General features: G+C 35.3%; 15 protein-coding genes. 7 read left to right on the top strand and 8 right to left on the bottom strand.

Annotation, left to right across the window (positions count from 1 at the left end; genetic code table 11):
* Positions 1-435: 435 nt before the first annotated feature.
* Positions 436-1,428 (bottom strand): LacI family DNA-binding transcriptional regulator, encoded by a 993-nt coding sequence (locus EKM79_RS01085; protein WP_125565290.1) that lies wholly within the window; start codon positions 1,426-1,428, stop codon positions 436-438.
* Between the two features lie 717 nt (positions 1,429-2,145).
* Between EKM79_RS01085 and EKM79_RS01090 the strand changes: the two genes are divergently transcribed.
* Positions 2,146-2,952 (top strand): Ltp family lipoprotein, encoded by an 807-nt coding sequence (locus tag EKM79_RS01090; RefSeq protein WP_246005588.1) that lies wholly within the window; start codon positions 2,146-2,148, stop codon positions 2,950-2,952.
* Positions 2,953-3,446: 494 nt separating this feature from the next.
* Here the strand turns inward: EKM79_RS01090 and EKM79_RS01095 are convergent, their stop codons facing one another.
* Entirely contained in the window at positions 3,447-4,046 is a 600-nt protein-coding gene (locus tag EKM79_RS01095) for a TetR/AcrR family transcriptional regulator (RefSeq protein ID WP_125565291.1), read from the bottom strand.
* Positions 4,047-4,157: 111 nt separating this feature from the next.
* Between EKM79_RS01095 and EKM79_RS01100 the strand changes: the two genes are divergently transcribed.
* Positions 4,158-5,585 carry an MDR family MFS transporter gene (locus EKM79_RS01100; RefSeq protein WP_125565292.1) on the top strand — a complete coding sequence of 476 codons (1,428 nt, stop codon included), beginning with the start codon at positions 4,158-4,160 and terminating at the stop codon, positions 5,583-5,585.
* 10 nt (positions 5,586-5,595) lie between these two features.
* Here EKM79_RS01100 and EKM79_RS01105 read toward each other — a convergent pair whose 3' ends face one another.
* Both EKM79_RS01105 and EKM79_RS01110 read right to left on the bottom strand, forming a co-directional pair.
* Positions 5,596-6,303, bottom strand: a complete 708-nt coding sequence (locus EKM79_RS01105) for a demethylmenaquinone methyltransferase (RefSeq protein ID WP_125565293.1) — start codon at positions 6,301-6,303, stop codon at positions 5,596-5,598.
* A 26-nt stretch (positions 6,304-6,329) separates the two neighbouring features.
* The gene (locus tag EKM79_RS01110) at positions 6,330-6,938 is read right to left on the bottom strand and encodes a histidine phosphatase family protein (protein ID WP_125565294.1); all 609 of its coding nucleotides are present in this window, start codon (positions 6,936-6,938) and stop codon (positions 6,330-6,332) included.
* Between the two features lie 459 nt (positions 6,939-7,397).
* On the opposite strand from EKM79_RS01110, the gene EKM79_RS01115 reads away from it, so the two are divergent.
* Positions 7,398-8,681, top strand: a complete 1,284-nt coding sequence (locus EKM79_RS01115; protein WP_125565295.1) for a solute carrier family 23 protein — start codon at positions 7,398-7,400, stop codon at positions 8,679-8,681.
* Here EKM79_RS01115 and EKM79_RS01120 read toward each other — a convergent pair whose 3' ends face one another.
* Positions 8,682-10,574: a fructose-1,6-bisphosphatase gene (locus EKM79_RS01120; RefSeq protein ID WP_164505965.1), complete on the bottom strand. Its 1,893-nt coding sequence runs from the start codon at positions 10,572-10,574 to the stop codon at positions 8,682-8,684.
* Positions 10,575-10,713: 139 nt separating this feature from the next.
* Between EKM79_RS01120 and EKM79_RS01125 the strand changes: the two genes are divergently transcribed.
* Complete coding sequence (locus EKM79_RS01125; protein WP_125565297.1) at positions 10,714-11,598, top strand: aldo/keto reductase; 885 nt, start codon at positions 10,714-10,716, stop codon at positions 11,596-11,598.
* A 165-nt stretch (positions 11,599-11,763) separates the two neighbouring features.
* Here the strand turns inward: EKM79_RS01125 and EKM79_RS01130 are convergent, their stop codons facing one another.
* The 3 genes from EKM79_RS01130 to EKM79_RS01140 form a co-directional block, all read right to left on the bottom strand.
* On the bottom strand, positions 11,764-12,546 hold the full coding sequence (locus tag EKM79_RS01130) for a hypothetical protein (protein ID WP_125565298.1): 783 nt from the start codon (positions 12,544-12,546) through the stop codon (positions 11,764-11,766).
* Positions 12,547-12,725: 179 nt separating this feature from the next.
* The gene (locus EKM79_RS01135; RefSeq protein ID WP_125565299.1) at positions 12,726-13,523 is read right to left on the bottom strand and encodes a hypothetical protein; all 798 of its coding nucleotides are present in this window, start codon (positions 13,521-13,523) and stop codon (positions 12,726-12,728) included.
* Between the two features lie 140 nt (positions 13,524-13,663).
* Positions 13,664-14,956 carry a nucleobase:cation symporter-2 family protein gene (locus tag EKM79_RS01140; RefSeq protein ID WP_125565300.1) on the bottom strand — a complete coding sequence of 431 codons (1,293 nt, stop codon included), beginning with the start codon at positions 14,954-14,956 and terminating at the stop codon, positions 13,664-13,666.
* A 218-nt stretch (positions 14,957-15,174) separates the two neighbouring features.
* On the opposite strand from EKM79_RS01140, the gene EKM79_RS01145 reads away from it, so the two are divergent.
* The 3 genes from EKM79_RS01145 to EKM79_RS01155 all read left to right on the top strand — a co-directional run bounded on the left by EKM79_RS01145 (position 15,175) and on the right by EKM79_RS01155 (position 18,694).
* Positions 15,175-16,611: a C69 family dipeptidase gene (locus EKM79_RS01145; protein WP_125565301.1), complete on the top strand. Its 1,437-nt coding sequence runs from the start codon at positions 15,175-15,177 to the stop codon at positions 16,609-16,611.
* A gap of 129 nt (positions 16,612-16,740) precedes the next feature.
* Complete coding sequence (locus EKM79_RS01150) at positions 16,741-17,664, top strand: DMT family transporter (protein WP_125565302.1); 924 nt, start codon at positions 16,741-16,743, stop codon at positions 17,662-17,664.
* 25 nt (positions 17,665-17,689) lie between these two features.
* A complete protein-coding gene (locus EKM79_RS01155) occupies positions 17,690-18,694 on the top strand; it encodes a D-2-hydroxyacid dehydrogenase (protein ID WP_125565303.1) in 1,005 nt (334 codons plus the stop codon).
* Positions 18,695-18,708 lie beyond the last annotated feature (14 nt).

Consider the following 18,708-nt stretch of genomic DNA (forward strand, 5'->3'; position numbering starts at 1 on the left):
CCCCCCTATAACAATATTTAATCCCCTATACAAAAAACCACCCTTCCCCGGGGTGGTTTTTTTGTTGTCAAAAATAAAAAACCTCCTATCAAACGATAGGAGGTCAAATGCTTGGCATCTGGGTAAATGGCAAGCATTGCATATTTACGGCAATTTAGTATGTCCTTTCGGACAACTATGTTATAAATCATTCACAGCCTAATTAAAAGTTAAATGCATTATTTAGTTGAGTAATTAAAATTACGCATTCTCCAAGTATTGATATAACAGCTTTTACGTCTAAATAGCCATTTTGTATAAAAAACAACCTTGCACAAATGTACAAGGTTGTTTCGGTGGTAAGGTGCAGAAATCTTCCAAACGCAAATGCGCCGACCTCTTACCCTTACCTCGGTTTGGCACCAGGAGTAAGTATGCCTGTTATATGCAGATAAGTCAATCCAAAATTGTATCGATCTCATCCTTATAATCATTCGGATCTTCAAGTCTTCCTCTTTTAATAAATTTTGCAGGAATAGGCATTTTAACAACATCATCATGAAACAATAATTTAAAAGCTTCTTCACCTATATCAGTCAAACGATGATCGATAGTCGAAAAGTTCATTAAGAAACTAATTGGTAAATTCTCCTGGCCAATTACTTCAACATCTCGACGATGCATCTCTTGTAATTGGCGTATCGCACCAGCCGCAATTTCATCTCCATTACCAAAAATCACTTCTAATTTTTTATCGTAATTCAAAAACTGTGCTGTAGCAGTTATTCCATCAAACATTGTCCTCGATTCTCTGTATAGTAGCTGATCATTTATTTCTTTACCAAAAACTTCTTTATAAGCCTGAGTAGTTAGCAATGCACTTTGACTTGTATTTTCACTTCTGCTTATTGTAACTCCAATGTGACTATATCCTTTATCCTTTAGTACTTCTAATGCATCCACAAATGATGCCTTACGATCAGTAAACGCACATGAAATGGGATAATCGAAAGTATCTTCACAACAAACTATATGGCCATACTTTTGATACTCCACAATCTTATCAAACGAAATAGACCTAGAAGTGAAAATAAGTCCGTCAAAAGCATGATGCTTAAGCATGTCTAAAAAGTATATTTCTTGACTCTGATTATAATTAGACTGCAAAAATGTTGCCTGATAATTTCTTGCAAAAGCGGCTGTAATAATTGAATCCGCTAATTTTTGAAAATATGGGTGATTTACATATGGTAATACAATTCCTACACGATAAGTCTTTCCCAGGCTAAGTGCACGGGCCATGTCATTTCGATGATAATTTAATTGTTCCATGGCATCTTCAATTTCTTTTCTAGTATTCTTAGAAACATATCCAAGTTCATTAATAACTCTAGAGACAGTAGAAATTGAATGTCCAGATAATTTAGCAACATCACGAATATTTGCCATAATTTACCACCTTTCTATCTAATTTTAATATAACCTATCGAACCGGTTCTATATAAGAATAATTACCTAATTATCATTTTTTACTAGTATTAGTTTGATATTTTGATATTGTTAGCTTACGACGTTGATATTTTAGAATTTATATCAAGTAAAAAAGCTAATTTTGAAAAAGTTCACACTTTCTTCACATTTAGAAAACAAATGATTCACACTTTCCCTGTATATTATTAGTTGTAGATGAGAGACGTAAGCCTTTCACCTCATCCCCCCTATAACATATATTTAATCCCCTAAAAACATTAAAAGACACCCCTCCCCAGGGTGTCTTTTTATTTTTGTAAGGTTTCAAAATGCCGGTATAGCGGTACTTTTCATGTTTAGAATTTCACTGAATTTCAATAAACTTCAAAAATGTGAGTCACCAAAATAAATATAACGTGGGAACGTGATTTATCGTGAGTTGAATAAACTTGCGATTTTTTTGTGCCTAAAAGTGATTTGTTTTCATATAACTACTAGTTCCATATTCTATCGGTATTATGTTATTAGTATATAGAAAAAATAGTAGATGTTAGAAGTAATAAAGAGGTAACAAATTCGTTACTAGCGATTGCGACATCGTCGGTAATTTTAATTTCAGAGAATGAAATGGCATATTAATTGCATCTGGTACCGTTTTCTTACTTTGATATAATTTAATTACAGGGGGAATATATTATGAATAATGAGGGATATCATTCTAGATCCGAAATGCATAGAAAGAGAAAACAACAAAAAAAGCAACTTTATAAAAAATGGTGGTTTTGGGTATTAATAATATTTACCATTTATATTCTATTTTCCTTTATTAAATCTTTTAATAACAATGATGAAAAGTTATTTCTTAAGGTTGATAATTCCACAGCAACCTTAAGCAAGAAAATCGAAGCCAAATTTTATTTCCATACGAATAAGGGAAATAAATATAGTGTAACCGACCTTGATAGTGATACCAAAATGGGAACCAGTAAAGCTAGCTCTGGCGATGAGGAATTGACGCTATACTATGCTGGTAAATACAGACTTACTGTGTATTTGAATGGTGTAAAAAAATCGAAGACATTAGTGGTAAAACCTCTAACTTTGACAGATAAAGAATTAGCTAAGGGAATGAAAAAAAATAATTCTTCTACTACAAATGCTAATGATAACAATACCAAAGACACAACACCGAAAGTACCTACTGAATATTCCAATGCATTAGTTCAAGCCAAGGAATACTCTGATATGATGTACATGTCCAGACAAGATATATATGATCAGCTTTCTTCCCCAGATGGTGGTAAATTTCCAGCAGAAGCAGCGCAATATGCAGTTGATAATTTAAACGCAGATTATAATAAAAATGCACTAGAATCTGCTAAGACATATCAAAAAGAAATGAATATGTCTATTGAAGACATTAGACAACAGCTATCATCTCCAGATGGTGGTAAATTTACTCAAGAACAAGCTGATTATGCAATAGATCATTTGAACAATTAGTATTATCCACATCGTTCCGTTATTCTAAACATATCTCTACGTCCTTAAGAGAAACGATTAAAAATTATAGTGTCAAAATAAGTAGCGGCCTACATAAAATTCTCTCACTTTGGTAGTAAAACAACGCTCATAATAACTGGATTAGACGTTCTGTATTAAGCCAATGGATAAATAGAGTTATAGAAAACTAAAATTTAAAAAAATATTCCACTTTAAAAAGTGAGTTACCTCTAAAAGTAACGTATAAAAGTACTGATAAAACTGACGTTTAAGAATCAAAATAAAAAAGAAGATTTAGACCTCTAAGAAAACATCTGAGTGGTGTTTTTTTACTTGTCAAATTTTAACCAATCAATTAAAAAGCCTCTTATCAAAAGATAAGAGGTCATTTGTTGTTGAGAGATTTTAAAATATATTAGTGTCCTTATCTGGGGACAATTAGAGTATACTACCGATCGATAAAAGACTGATCAAAATTTGCTTAAACACATTTATCAACTATTTGCTGTAAAAACCGGTAAAAGTATTTCGTCCACAATATCAGTAATAACAGCCATTGTGACGGATTCTTGACTAACAACTTCATTGATAAACAACACACTTGGTAAGTGCAAGACTCTTGGAGATAAGTTTTTAAAAACCAATTCTCCTCGCTTTTCGGCATTTTTTAAGATTTCTTCAACGGACTTTTGTAATTTATTGTCAGAATTAGACGTTTCAAATAATTTTTCCATTGGAATGGATTTCAATCTATCAGTAACTAACCCATTTAACTTTTCAGTTCCAAATATATCAAATATTTTGATTAATTGACCAAAAAAATCTATCAAATCTTCTCTTAAAGAGCCAGTATCTGGAATCTTTACATCTAATTTAGGTCCAAATTTAAGAATTGCACTGGCTGCCAAGCTAGATTTATCAGGCCATCTACGATACAACACCGGTTTGGCTGCATTAGCTTTTTTAGCAATTGCTGCCATAGTGAGATCGTGATAACCAACTTCATTTAATAATTGCCATGCAGAAGACAAAACGGCATTCTCCAAATCAGCGCCACGACGGCGTTTTGGATGATTAGTTTCAATTTTCGACAAATTTATTCACTCCTATACTTGCATTTTAAGATACCAGGGTATACTATTCAAGTCACAAGTCAAATAAGAAACTACAGTATCCTATTTAACAAAAACTTGGAGATGTTTAAAATGCAATTTCAAAATATTAAAAATAACGAATCATCTAATAGTCATGCATCAGTGGTAAAGATTGCTATTATACTTGTAGCCGGTGCAATTGCACCAATGTTAGACACAACCATGACTAACGTTGCCATAAACACAATTATGAAAGATCTTAATAGTTCTGTAAATATGGTACAATGGGTTACCACAAGTTATATTTTAGCACTAGGAATAGTCGTTCCCATTGCTGGATGGATGGTAGATCATTATAGCGGCAAAAAGATTTATTTAATAGCTTTATCACTATTCCTTTTTGGATCAATTATTTCGGGAATATCCACAAGCATTAATCTATTAATACTTGGACGAATTATTCAAGGTGCAGGCGCAGGTATAATTATTTCAATATTAACTACTCTAATAGTTCGTGCTACTGGTACACAAGGGCTTGGCAGTATCATGGCAATTGTAGGTTTACCAGCTATTTTAGCACCTATTCTAGGGCCAACATTTGGTGGCTTCATAATCAAAGCACTCAACTGGCACTGGATATTTTACATTAACATCCCTATCGCATTAGCCTCAATTGCCTTACTGTACTTCATGATGCCCCCATTTGAACCAACTCAAGCAAAAAAGGCATTCGATTGGACAAGCATCTTCCTATTAGGAGGATCATTCACGACACTAATACTAGGTGTCACCAAACTAAGTACTAGTAGCAAAGTACTTAACTCTGACGTACTAGTACCAATACTAATTGGTATCGTCTTAATAGTTGGTTATGTATTTTATGCAAAATACTTTCCTAAAAAAGCACTAGTAAGTCTTAAATTATTCAGCTTTCCTAGTTTTACCGCATCTAGCATCCTTCTATTGATGTCTGGGTTGACCATTAACGGAGCTATGTTTATCCTCCCACTATACTTACAAAATATCCGTGGACTCAGCGTTATGATGTCAGGAGTATACCTAATCTCCCAAGGAGTCGGATTGTTAATTTCTCGTAGCCAAATTGGAAAATTAACTGATCAAATAGGTGCTCGCTGGGTAGTCTTGGTATCAATTTTGATCGCACTTATTGGTACCTTACCATTCGCATTTTTTAATGCCAATACAGATACATGGATCATTTTACTAACATTATTCGTCCGTGGTATTGCTCAAGGAGGCATGACGATTCCAATCATGTCAGATTCTTATTCAGGTGTCCCTATCGAATTGATTTCTGAAGCTACTACAGCATCAAGAATGTTGCAAAATATCGGTGGTGCATTTGGAACTGCTTTGTTAGCAACTTGGATTCAGAAACAAATGACTGGTCAAACAATGACATTGTCTCATTTAAATTCCGCTTATCAGAGTGCATTCGTTGTCACTGTAATCGTTACTATTTTGGCGGTAATTCCAGCATGGTTCTTGAGCCATAACATCAGCGCAAACAAAAAGTAGGACGTCAGTCCTACTTTTTTTCTCCAAAATGAATTGCTGCCGATTTTAGCATCAGATTTTTAACCCTGACATTTTCAAAGCCAGCCTTACGATACATTTCTACCAATTGGGTGATACTAACAAACTTGTTAACAGAATCATCTAAATATTGATATTCATTTTTCTTAGAAGCAAATAATTTTCCCATCATAGGCATTAGCTTGTCAAAATAAACTTTCCAACCTAATCTAACTACTGGTGTTTCCACTTTATATGCCTCTAAACAAACAATCTGTCCGCCTGGTTTTAACACTCGGTAGATTTCTTTAAGTACGGCATTAGCGTCAGGAACGTTACGCAAACCAAATCCGATTGTAACAACATCAAAGCTATTATCTAAAAATGTGAGATTCATTGCGTCGCCAGCCAGTAATTCAACATTCTCTAATCCGGACTTTGCAACCTTGCTCTGACCAATCTTGAGCATTTCTTGACTAAAATCCATACCTGAAACCATCGCTAAAGGAAACTTCTTACCTAATAAGATTGTCCAATCAGCAGTCCCACAACATAAGTCCAAAATACGCTTAGGATGATTATTAATCATGTCAGTCGCTTTGATACGCCATTTATTGTGCGTACCTAAGCTCATAATCGAATTCATCTTGTCGTAATCAGTCGCAATAGAATTAAATACTTTTCGGACATCATGTTCAGGAACCTTATTTGTTAAAGCCAAAATTACACCTCAATTTAAAATATCGTCTAATCTATGTTGTTCTTTCTTCCGTAGTAATTCAAATACTTATTTCCAGACTTAGAAATAGTATATTTAGATACTCCCGCATTATCTGGTTGAATGATTGCTGAAACATTCTCAGCACCAGTTACAACCTTTAAGAATGAGCGACTAACAAAACCGTGACAGACAACCATAATTTTTTCGTCACCTTTTTTGCCCATATCGTTCATAAAATCTTCAACTCGTTTATAAACATCTTCGTACTCTTCGCCATCTTTACAATACTTAGTATAGTTGGGAAGCAAATAATCATTCTCATCAAATACTTCTGGATATTTAACTTTTAATTCATCTTCAGTCAAGCCGTCCCAACTACCATAGTCAGCTTCGTAAAGTCTTTTATCTTCTTTTACTTCGTGAATTCCTTGGTTTAAAATTTCAGCAGTTTGCACAGCACGTTTCATCGGGCTTGTGTAGACCTCATCAAACATATGAACATCAATGTGCTTCTCAAGCTCTTCAACTTGTTTAATTCCGTTGTCATTTAAGGGTTTATCAGTCGACATACCGTTGATACGGCCTTCATAATTAGTATCAGTTTCTCCGTGTCTTACAATGTACAATTCAACCATAGTATAAAAATTCTCTCCTCTTGTCAGCGCTTTACGTTCATGTCTTTAAGTATTTCATTATTGACAATGCATTTCAACTCTATTATGATTAAGAAAATCAAATAGTCCTTTAAACATTGGTCCCGTGAGGCTAAAAAGGTAACACGTTAAGTCTTTTATTTCGCATGAACACGGGATAGAGGACTATTTTTTTTTGCAGAGAGCGGAGGCGGGCGTTTAAACCTTGAGCATTACCTAGACTAATGGATTTGCCACGCAGTGGTGAAGCCATTAGTTGTAGTAAGCGCAGAGGTTTGCCTGCCGCAGCTCGTTTTCGAAAACGAGTTCCGAAAGACAGATTCCTGCGCCTGCTACAGATAGTGAATGCGTCGCTTCGCGCCACCTACACTATCTTAGGCAGTGCTCAGAATCTCCCGTCTTTCTCCACTCTCTAATAAAAAAATCGGGGGAAAAAGTATCATGGATGCAAACGACAAATCGTATAGAAACCCGGAAGCGGTTATCGATTTATACGAAAAGCCACCTTTGGGTAGCTGGTGGCTCTTATCTTTACAGCACCTATTCTCAATGTTTGGAGCAACAGTCCTTGTACCATTGTTAATTGGATTGGATCCTGGTATTGCGCTATTCAGTTCCGGTATTGGTACCATTTTACATATTTTAATCACCAAAGGTAGAATACCTGCCTATATGAGTTCCAGTTTTTCTTTCATCGTTCCTAGTGTTGCCCTAATGAAAACTGCTGGATATGCCGGAGTTGCACAAGGTACTATTGCCGTCGGTCTAGTTTACCTCGTTGTTGCTTTGATTGTCGCATTTGCGGGATCAGATTGGATTGACAAAGCTTTACCTCCAATCGTAGTTGGACCAATTATCATCGTTATTGGACTATCTGTAGCAGGATCTGCTGCCGACAACGCCATGATGAATAATGGACATTACGACTTAAAATTCTTTATTATTTCAATGATTACTTTATTCTTAACTGTCTTATTCAACATGTACTTCAAAGGATTCTGGAGCAACATTGCTATCTTGCTTGGAATCGTCTGTGGATACATTATTTCAATAGCCTTTGGTATTGTGGACTTTTCAAAAGTTGCATCAACACCTTGGCTACAATTACCACAATTTGAATTTCCATTCATCAGCTACACACCTAAGAAGATTTATTGGGACGCCATATTGAGTTTCGCACCAATTGCCTTCGTAACCATGGCTGAGCATCTTGGACACATTATGGTACTTGATGAATTAACACACAGAAACTTCTTTAAGAACCCTGGACTTCACAGAACACTTGCTGGTGATGGTACAGCATCAATCTTCGCTGGTTTAGTCGGTGGTCCACCTATAACATCATACGGTGAAAATATCGGTGTTATGGCTGTTAATAAGATCTTCAGTGTCTATGTCATCGTTGGTGCCGCCGTATTCGCTGCACTATTTGGGTTCGTTGGAAAGTTGAGTGCTTTGATTCAAACTATTCCTGGACCAGTTATCGGTGGTATCAGTTTCGTATTATTTGGTGTTATTGCATCAAGTGGTTTAAGAATTCTAGTTGATAACAAAGTCGATTTCAATAAAAAACACAATCTTATGATTGCGTCAGTAATTCTAGTTATTGGTATTGGTAATGCATACTTGAAGATTGGAACATTCCAATTTACAGGTATCGGTGTTGCTACTATCGTTGGTATTGTCTTGAACCTTATCTTACCTAAAAAAGCCTTATCAGAATAATCAATGTTTCAAACGAGCAGATAGAACTTCTATCTGCTTTTTTATTTTCTCGCCAATATCTGTATCAGCAACTGTCTTACGTTTAACAGATTGTTCAATCACGCGCTTAGTTGAAACAACATCAGTCATATCTTCGATTGCTCTTTTACGAGTAGTAAACGGCTCATGGGTAACTAGCTGTAATCCATATGAATTAGACAGCAACGTATATCCACCTATTCCTGTGGTTTTGTGATATGGCTTAGACATCCCCCCATCGATCACAAAAATCTTACCATTTGCCATAATAGGCGTATGTCCAATCTTAACTGGTGTATGTCCATTAATAATGTGTCCTTGCTTGGTATCTAAATCAAATTCCTTCAGCAATTTGTCCGCAAACCACTCCTCTTTACGAAGAGAATAGTAAGGATTCTTCTTCTCATGTTGTAACTCTTTGTTATCTACAAAGTAACGCTCAAAGGTTGTCATAGCTTCTTTACCAAATAATGGAGATAGCTTACCCGTCCAAAGGTACCAAAGAATATCGGAATTAAAACATTCTTCAACTTGCGGCTTTTGAAAGGCATTCTTCAGAGTTACTTCGAAGAAATCAAATAAATTCTTACCAGAATACTCCTTGTCGCCTAATTTCAAACTCAACATTTCGCCATTCTCATCCACTGGCACACAGCCATGAAGCAACAAGTTACCGTTATAACGAAGGTACATTGACCCATTATTTAACATGTATCCCATGTGATAACGAAGTTTTGGTGAAGCGATGAACTGCTGAATCAAATTATCTAGGATTCGCTGTTCTTCTTTAGTTAACTCGTATGGATCTTCTGGGTCCACTAATTGGAAACAACCATCAGTAATATCATACTGATTACCATTAATAGTAACTTTTTTTCTGTCGTCACTTAATTTATCCAATAACATACGTGATTCCATATTAAAGTCTGGATTGCGCTTAATAGCCTGTCCTTCCAGCTTAAACTGCATGATTGACATGGCTTGTTGCACACAATTATTACGTTTTTCTAACTTAGAAGAGATTTTTGTACCTGTATCTGACTTTGGTTTGAAAGAGTCCAAAGGTTGATAGTTTTTTAACGCAAATTTTTCTAGCTTCTCAAAATCAATTCCATACGAATCACTTAAAATATCCAAATTATCATATCGTGCGCTGATCCTAACAAGATTAGCCATACACAATTTTGAGCCAGCAGCACTACCGATCCAGAGAATATCATGATTTCCCCACTGAAAATCAAGACTCCCCCAACGTTTCATCAAGTGTTCAATAATATAATCTGGATGTGGACCACGATCATAGACATCGCCAATAATGTGTAAATGATCAACAACAAGACGTTGAATCGTATGACAAGTGGAAATAATGAAAGCATCTGCCATATCCAAACTGATTATATTGTCCATTACCTCACGGTAGTATTGGTGTTTCGTTGCATCTACTGTATCAGCATATAATAATTCTTCAGTAATGTAGACAAAGTCTGGTTTGATGGCCTTTCTAACTTTTGAACGTGTATATTTATTTGCTGTATAACGCAACATTTCAATCAAATTATTAAAGGTTGTCATGTACCATTGACATAGCTCTGGTTTTGTTTTGATATTCTTCTTAGTCTGCTTCAATATTTCAGAAGGGTAATAGATTAAAAAGGCTAACTTTTTTTGGCTCTCCTCGGTCAACCGTCCAGTGAATAACTCACCAATCTTTTGTTTAGTATTACCCGATCCGTTCCGCAAAATGTGTGCGAACTCGTCATATTCTCCGTGAATATCGCTGATGAACGCTTCAGTTCCTTTAGGCAAATTCAAAATTGCCGATAAATTGATTATTTCAGATTTTATCTCATTAGTACTTGTGAATGTTTTTTGCATATTATGGACTATACCTTTCATTTATGAAATAGCTATCATTCCTAATAGACGTGGACATCTCGAACTATACCAAATATAGAATCGTTTTACAAGAATCACAAAATCTTTTGCGTTAGAATATTTGTATGGAGGTTTTCATATGACTTTAAAATTAGACTCGACAGTAACTCTTAACAATGGCGTTGAAATGACACAATTAGGATTAGGTGTTTGGAAGGTAAATAATTCTGGTGCATCTCAATCAGTTCAATGGGCTATCAAGCATGGATATAAAGCTATTGATACTGCTAAACAATATGGTAACGAAAAAGGTGTTGGTGAAGGGTTACAAAAAGCTCTTGCCGACAATAACATGAAACGTGAAGATATTTTTCTAACTACAAAAATATTTAACGGTGATCAAGGTTATGAATCAACTCTTGAAAACTTTGAAGGTCAACTAAAGCGTCTGCAAACAAACTATGTTGATCTACTATTGATCCACTGGCCAGTTAATGGCAAGTACTTAGATACATGGCATGCACTTGAAAAAATCTATCGTGACGGTAAGGCACGTGCAATTGGTGTATCCAACTTCAATATTGCTAAAATGAAAGATGTCATCTTACATGCATCTATCAAACCAGCAGTTAACCAAATGGAATTTCATCCACTTTGCCAAGAAGAGGATATCAAGGACTTTTGTGACAAACACAATATCTATCTAGAAGCTTGGTCACCACTTGGTGGTGGTGCTGTACTCGGTGATACACGTTTGAAGGCTATTGCCGCAAAGTATCACAAGTCAGTTGCTCAAGTCATCTTACGTTGGGACTTACAACGAGGTATTATTACAATTCCTAAATCAGTCCATGAAGAACGTATTATTCAAAATGCTGATATTTATGACTTTGAACTAAGTGACGCAGATGTCGCTGAAATCAGTGGTTTCGACACTGATAAACGTAGCCTCTGGTATGGCGACTTTGCCTGGAGTGGAAATCCTGATGGATTCAAAGACTCTGTCGAAGTTTGGGACGATTAAAAAGAGCGTAAAAAACAAGTTTAACTTCTGAGCATAACCACGAATACCCCCGTATTTACGTAAGTAAATGCGGGGGTATTCGTGGTTATGCTCAGAAGTTGTATTTTTCTACGCGTTTACGCTGCATATTTAATAAACTTTACAGTTATATCACAGCAACCTTTCTCACTTTTCTTTGATATTATCAAGGTTAAGACCTTTTTTATTTTGATGGCGGCCCAAAATACCTTCTGTAAAAATGACAGACTCTTGATTATCAATTAGCATCCCTGACAAATAAAAGTTACGAATAATATTAGTAAATTTCATTGTTCCAGCTGTAATTCCTACATTAGCCCAAATATCAGTATCAACTAAAGAATTGCCAACAACAGCTAATTCTTGAATTGCATCCATTTGGTCTTTTTCAAGATATTTTGTCCGACTATTTATTTTGGAAGTCGAAATGGAACCATATCTCATTTTGTAAGTTTTTAATACTGTTTTAATTTCCCATTCAAAATTAGTCGATGGACGAACGGCAAATTTAGCATTACCTCTACCTTCTAGTGAAATACCAATTACATTCTCATTTTCAAATAATGGGACCATAAATCTATTGAATGATTGCTCAATTGCCCAACTTTTAATTAACTTGGTTGGATCACCGTTGAAATAAACTTCAAAGGACCCATTAGTAAGTTCACCAACAACAACTGACTTTGAATAAACTGACTTAAACGCCTCAGAATTTAACAACGGCTGTTTATCACCGCGTTGAAAACGAGAAACTAGTGAATCATCTCTAAAAGGCGAATATTCTAAATCGATTTTTTCTAAGAAGGCATTCATTTTTTCATAAGTGTTGATCATTATATCTTCACTTTTATCGTCTGTCTTATTGAATGCCAAACGGATAATAAAAGGAATATTCATTGCATTTATTGTTTTAGTTAGAAATTCAGTCATAAGCAATTACTCCCTTTTTTAATTATTTTCACAGTTTTAAATTTTATTTTTAGTTAGGACGTCTATCTTGACTCCTTAACTACATTGTAAACGGATTTTGTGAACAAAATATGACGGAACTTAGAAAATTAATAATCGTTTATAGACACTAAAAACTCCCAAAATATAATGAGAGTTTTTTATTTTAGAAATATTTTTTTATCCGTACTAAGTGACCCATCTCTGAAATTAACAATCCCCAGCTTTTTATCAACAAACATTCCTGTTAAATTGGATTTAACAATCATCTCAGGAAAAATATCCGTTCCAGAGGAAATACCCGCATTCGCCCAAACTACTGAGTCAGTCAAATCATTGCTTATAATTGTTACCTGCTCCATATTACTAATATGACTGCGAGGAACTTTTTCAAAATTTAAATTATCGATAGTAGCAATCGAACCATTTTGAAGATAATAGCTAGTTAAATTATCATCCACATGTGGTTTATTAATATTTACACTCCAACGATAGTCAGAGTTTTGCCGAGTAGCTAACTTAATACTGTCACCACTTTTGAACGAAACACCTTCGATATCTTCAGACATATTCAATAGTGGCTTTAAATAATTATTGAATACTCGTTCCATCGCCCAACTTTTGATAATCCCAGTAGGATCATACTTTCCATTGAAATATGCACTGTAATAATGTTGCGTCATTTGTTCAGCTAGAATCGTCTTATCGTAGACCAGCTGAAATGGTTCAGAATGAAGCAATGGATCTTGATCACCACTTTGAAATCTCGAAACCAGTGAATTTTTATTCTCAATTGAAAATTCATCATCAATTTCATGTAAATCCATTTCAATATAATGTTGAGCATCATCTAACAAACGCTGTATAGATTCTTCAGGATTCATTGTCGAAATCACAACATTAAAAGTTGTATTCATTTGCCTAATGGCTGATGTTAAATAATAATATTTCATTTCCATTTTCATAATTCTCCTTAATAGATTTTATTTGTAATAATTATCTGTAATTCTCTATTTAGGGAAATTATATCGGCAGAATGTGAACAATCTATAATGCAGATTTGGTGCAAATACGAAAATTTAACGAAAAAAAAAAACCTCTAGGCCTCTTTTTCATGTGGATTTAAAACAATATTCAAAATAATAGCTGAAAAACTACCAACTACCAATCCATTATTCAAGATTGTCTGCAATGTTGATGGTAAGAAATGTAACAAAGTTGGTTGAACGGTAACACCTAATCCTAAACCAATAGCGACAGCCATGATAAGCATATTTTCGTTGTTCATCTCAACTTTAGATAGCATCTTTACACCTGAAGCACCGACAGTACCAAACATAATTAACATGGCACCACCCAGAACTGAAGTGGGAATCAATGTAGCAATTGCTCCTACCTTAGGGATCAATCCCAATAATATTAGAAGAAATGCTGAGAAGTATACCGGTTTATTCTTCTTAATTCCTGATAATTGTACAATGGCAACATTTTGTGAAAAAGTTGAATATGGGAAAGTATTAAAAATACCACCCAATATAGCGGCTAATCCTTCTGAAGCATAGCCATGTTGCAGATTCTTCTCATTCAAATCACGACCAGTAATTTCTGATAAGGCATAATAAACACCGGTGGATTCTATCATACAAGTTAATGAAGCTAATAACATAATTAAAATTGAAGACCATTCAAACTTAGGTGTCGCAAAATAAAACGGAATTGGTAATTGGAACCAGTGAGCATTATGAACACTAGCAAAGCCTATTGTACCCATTGCAATTGCAGCTAGTGATCCAACAACAATACCAATCAAAACAGCAATTTGTTTAACGAATCCTCGACCCCAAATACTAATAACTAAAATAATAAGTGCTGTAGAAAAACCTAACATTAAATCCGTTGGATCACCAAAACTCTTAGCAGTGGCATCTCCACCACCAATATTTTGAAAAGCAACCGGAATCAAAGTAAATCCAATCAAAGTAATCAAAGAACCAGTGACTACCGGCGGAAAGAATCTTTTTAACTTAGCGAACATTTTTGAAATCAACAAGATAAATATTCCGGCAGCAATAATACCACCATACATATAAGCAATTCCAAAATGGTGTCCAATGTTTTGTAGCGGCGTTACATACTCAACCGCAGATCCAAGAACAACTGGCAATCCAATACCAGTTAATGGTGTTCTCTTAATTTGGAGTAAAGTAGCAACCCCACACATAAAAATATCTACTGAAATTAAATAAGTCATTTGAGTAGAATTAAAGCCTAATGCCGCACCAATCAATATAGGAATTAAAATATCCCCTGAATACATGGCCAGCAAGTGTTGAAAACCAAGTAACAAATTCTTTAAAAAAGAACCCTCGGTTTTGAGTGTTTTTAAATCCATGTTGCACCTTCCCCAATAATATAATGAAAATAGTCTAATATTAACGAACAATTATATTCATAAAGAATAATAAAGTTCGCAATTTATCGTAACTTTAGTTACTTAACAATAAAAATTATATCACTAATTCGGAATTAAATGGAATAACTATGTAAATGATAACCGTTTTCAAATATGATAAAATATAAATCAGTATTAAATAGGAGGAATTCACAATAATGAAGAAAAATCATTTGGATGACGCTTGTACAACTATCTTGGTTGGTAAAAACGCCAGTTTAGATGGATCAACTATGATTGCAAGAAATGACGATACATTCTTTGCAGTTGCACCACACAGTTTTGTACTTAACCCTGCTGTTGAAGGAGAAAAAGGCCGCAAAGTTAAGTCATGGCTTAACGGATTTGAAGCCGAAGTTCCTGAAAATGGCTACAAGTGGCCTGCAGTTCCTAACGTAGACTACAAGCAATTTGGCTATTACGACGAAAGTGGTATTAACGGCGCTAACGTTGCCATGTCTGCTACTGAAAGTACTTATGGTAACGAACGTGCTTTAGCATTTGACCCACTCGTAAAAGATGGTATGGACGAAGATGTTATTGTACGTATGGTCCTACCTTATGTTGATTCAGCTAAAGGTGCCGTTAAACGTACTGGAGAATTAATTGCTAAGTATGGTTCACCCGCAGGTAATTCTGTCCTATTTAGTGAAAGTGACGATGTTTGGTATATGGAAATTGTTACTGGTCATCATTGGGTTGCACAACGTATCCCTGATGACAGTTATGCCGTATGTGCTAACCGTGTATCAATCCAACAAGTAGACTTCAATGACCCTTCACAATTCTTGTGGTCAGACGGAATTCAAGAATTTGTTGAATCAAATCACTTAAATACTGACAAAACTGGATTTAACTTCCGTCACATTTTTGGTACGGATAACATGAAGGATCGCCACTACAACACACCACGTGTTTGGTTCGGTCAAAAATTCTTCAATCCTGAAATAGAACAAGATCCAGAAGATGGTGAATTACCATTCATTATGAAGACAGATCACAAGATCTCAGTTGATGATATTGAATATGTTCTTGGTTCACATTACAACGAAACACCATTCGATCCATTCAGCCCTGATGCTTCTGATGCTGATAAGTATCGTTATCGTCCAATTGGTTTGAACAGAACACAAAACTCACACGTTCTACAAATCAGAAATGACGTGCCTGAAGAATTCGCTGCAATTATGTGGTTATGTATTGGATTCCCAACATACACACCATATATTCCATTCTACACAAACATGAACGATACAGATGCCAGTTACAATGATGCGTCATTAGAGTTCAACTTCAAAGATGCTTACTGGATGTATAATGCATTATCAGTACTAGTTGAGTCTCACTATACTGACTTCATTCAAGACGACATTGACTTCCTTACAGAAGTTCGCCAAGATCTACGTATGAGTGTTGCTGAAACTGATAAATTAGCGAAAAATTATACTGGTGAAGAATTAGTTGAATTCCTAACTACTAGAAACCAAAAAGTTGTTAAAGAAATGGCTGATAAAACTCACAAGTTATTTGGTCAACTTTATACAAAGGGTATCAACCTTTCAAAACTCACATTTAACATGGATAAGAACCTTTAATCGTTTCATAACGCCTGAGATAGTTTTCTATCTCAGGTGTTTTTTTTAAGCAATCTCATTTACTAAACTGTATAATATCTCTATCAGTGTTTTTTATATAGAGCTTAAGCTCGTTTTAGGAGGAAAATTATGGATGAAAGTAAGAAAATGACTAAGAAAACCCTGCATAAAGGATTTCTCTTAGCTTTCCTTGCATCAGTTATTTGGGGTGTTTCTGGCGCGGTCCAACAAATCGTTGCTAAGGACAGCAATATCCCCGCTATGTGGTTCGTTGGGACTAGAACCCTAGTTGCTGGTGTTATTTTGTTAATAATTGCATTTTTTGTTTTACCCAAAAAAGAATTCTTTTCAATCTTTAAATCATGGAAGGATACATTGACATTAATTGCCTTTTCAATATTCGGACTATTTGCCAATATGTATACATTTTTCTATGCAATTCAAACCGGGAACTCTTCAACCGCTACAATTCTACAATATCTATCACCACTATTTATTATGGTTGGTGCGGTTGTCTTCACACATAAGAAGGTTCTGCGTATCGACGTTATATCATTTGCATTAGCTCTTATTGGGGTCGTCTTACTAATTACTCGTGGTGATATTTCTCATCTAGCTATCCCATTTGTCTCAGTACTTTGGGGTATCGGTGGTGGTATAACTGCCGCACTTTATATTATTATTCCACAACAATTGATTGCTAAGCACAATGGATTATTGGTTACTGGTTGGGGTATGTTAGTTGCAGGATTATTCTCAAACATCTTTACACCAGTTTGGATAAATCCACCACATCTTTCAACTAAGAGTTTGATTGGCGTTATAACGGTTATATTGTTAAGTAATGTTCTTGCCTTTTTACTAATGGTTTTCAGTACTAAATACACTACAGCAGCAACAATCAGTATTACTGATGCTGTACAACCGTTCACGACTCTTTTATTAAGTGTCATTTTCTTATCATATAGCGTCAACTTGCCTGAGATAATCGGTGCGGTAATCGTTGTTTTTGCTATCTACATATTAAATAGATATGATACTGATGGAGACTAATTAATACTAAGGAGATCATTGAATTATGAAAATTTTTGCTTACGGAATTCGTGACGATGAACTGTCATCATTGAAGAAGTGGGAATCTGCTCATCCTGGTGTGGAAGTCGGTTATACCGGTGATACATTGACAACTGAAACAGCTAAATTAGCAGAAGGTTCTAACGGGGTTGTTACATTGCAGACAACTCCATATGAACGTGAGGCTTTGAAACAGTTGTCAGAATATGGCATCAAATCCATTTCTATTCGTAATGTAGGTTTCGATAATTTTGACTTCAAGGATTTAAATGACTTCGGTATGAAATTAACAAACGTTCCTGTCTACTCACCTAATGCTATTGCGGAACATACTGTTCTTCTGATGGGTAGATTGCTACGTCGTGTACCTGAAGTAGATGCAAAATTTGATAATGGCGACTTCACTTGGGCTCCTACTATTGGTAGAGAGTACCGTGAACAAACTGTTGGTGTAATTGGAACTGGCCATATTGGTCGAGTTGTAATTAAGATATTACAAGGATTCGGCGCAAAAGTTGTTGCCTATGATGTATACCATAACGATGACATAGAAAAACAAGGATTATATGTTGATAGTCTCGAAGAACTTTACAAGCAATCAGATATAATCACATTACACGTACCATTATTTGACAGTAATAAATATATGATCAATAACGAAGCTATCTCTCAAATGAAAGATGGTGTTCTAATTGTTAACTGTGCTCGTGGTGAATTGATTGATACTGATGCCCTAATTGCCGGCTTAGATAGTGGCAAAATTGGTGGTGCTGGATTGGATGTTCTAGACGATGAAAACTCTGTCTTTGGACAAAAATGGGGTAGTATAGATAACCTACCAAATCCTAAGATCAAGAACTTGGCTGAACGTATCAACGTAATCATCACACCTCACAATGCCTTCTATACAGAAACAGCGGTTCACAATATGATAACCGTTTCCTTTGATTCCAATAAGGCTTTGATCGATGGTAAGACACCTGACAATTTAATTGATACATCTAAATAATTGCAAATCAATAG

The organism is Companilactobacillus insicii (assembly GCF_003946015.1).
Lineage (GTDB): Bacteria > Bacillota > Bacilli > Lactobacillales > Lactobacillaceae > Companilactobacillus > Companilactobacillus insicii.

Coding starts and splice junctions, on each gene's coding strand:
- EKM79_RS01085 (WP_125565290.1), bottom strand. CDS start 1,428: ATGGCAAATATTCGTGATGTTGCTAAATTATCTGGACATTCAATTTCT.
- EKM79_RS01090 (WP_246005588.1), top strand. CDS start 2,146: ATGAATAATGAGGGATATCATTCTAGATCCGAAATGCATAGAAAGAGA.
- EKM79_RS01100 (WP_125565292.1), top strand. CDS start 4,158: ATGCAATTTCAAAATATTAAAAATAACGAATCATCTAATAGTCATGCA.
- EKM79_RS01110 (WP_125565294.1), bottom strand. CDS start 6,938: ATGGTTGAATTGTACATTGTAAGACACGGAGAAACTGATACTAATTAT.
- EKM79_RS01115 (WP_125565295.1), top strand. CDS start 7,398: ATGGATGCAAACGACAAATCGTATAGAAACCCGGAAGCGGTTATCGAT.
- EKM79_RS01120 (WP_164505965.1), bottom strand. CDS start 10,574: ATGCAAAAAACATTCACAAGTACTAATGAGATAAAATCTGAAATAATC.
- EKM79_RS01125 (WP_125565297.1), top strand. CDS start 10,714: ATGACTTTAAAATTAGACTCGACAGTAACTCTTAACAATGGCGTTGAA.
- EKM79_RS01130 (WP_125565298.1), bottom strand. CDS start 12,546: ATGACTGAATTTCTAACTAAAACAATAAATGCAATGAATATTCCTTTT.
- EKM79_RS01135 (WP_125565299.1), bottom strand. CDS start 13,523: ATGGAAATGAAATATTATTATTTAACATCAGCCATTAGGCAAATGAAT.
- EKM79_RS01140 (WP_125565300.1), bottom strand. CDS start 14,956: ATGGATTTAAAAACACTCAAAACCGAGGGTTCTTTTTTAAAGAATTTG.
- EKM79_RS01145 (WP_125565301.1), top strand. CDS start 15,175: ATGAAGAAAAATCATTTGGATGACGCTTGTACAACTATCTTGGTTGGT.
- EKM79_RS01150 (WP_125565302.1), top strand. CDS start 16,741: ATGGATGAAAGTAAGAAAATGACTAAGAAAACCCTGCATAAAGGATTT.
- EKM79_RS01155 (WP_125565303.1), top strand. CDS start 17,690: ATGAAAATTTTTGCTTACGGAATTCGTGACGATGAACTGTCATCATTG.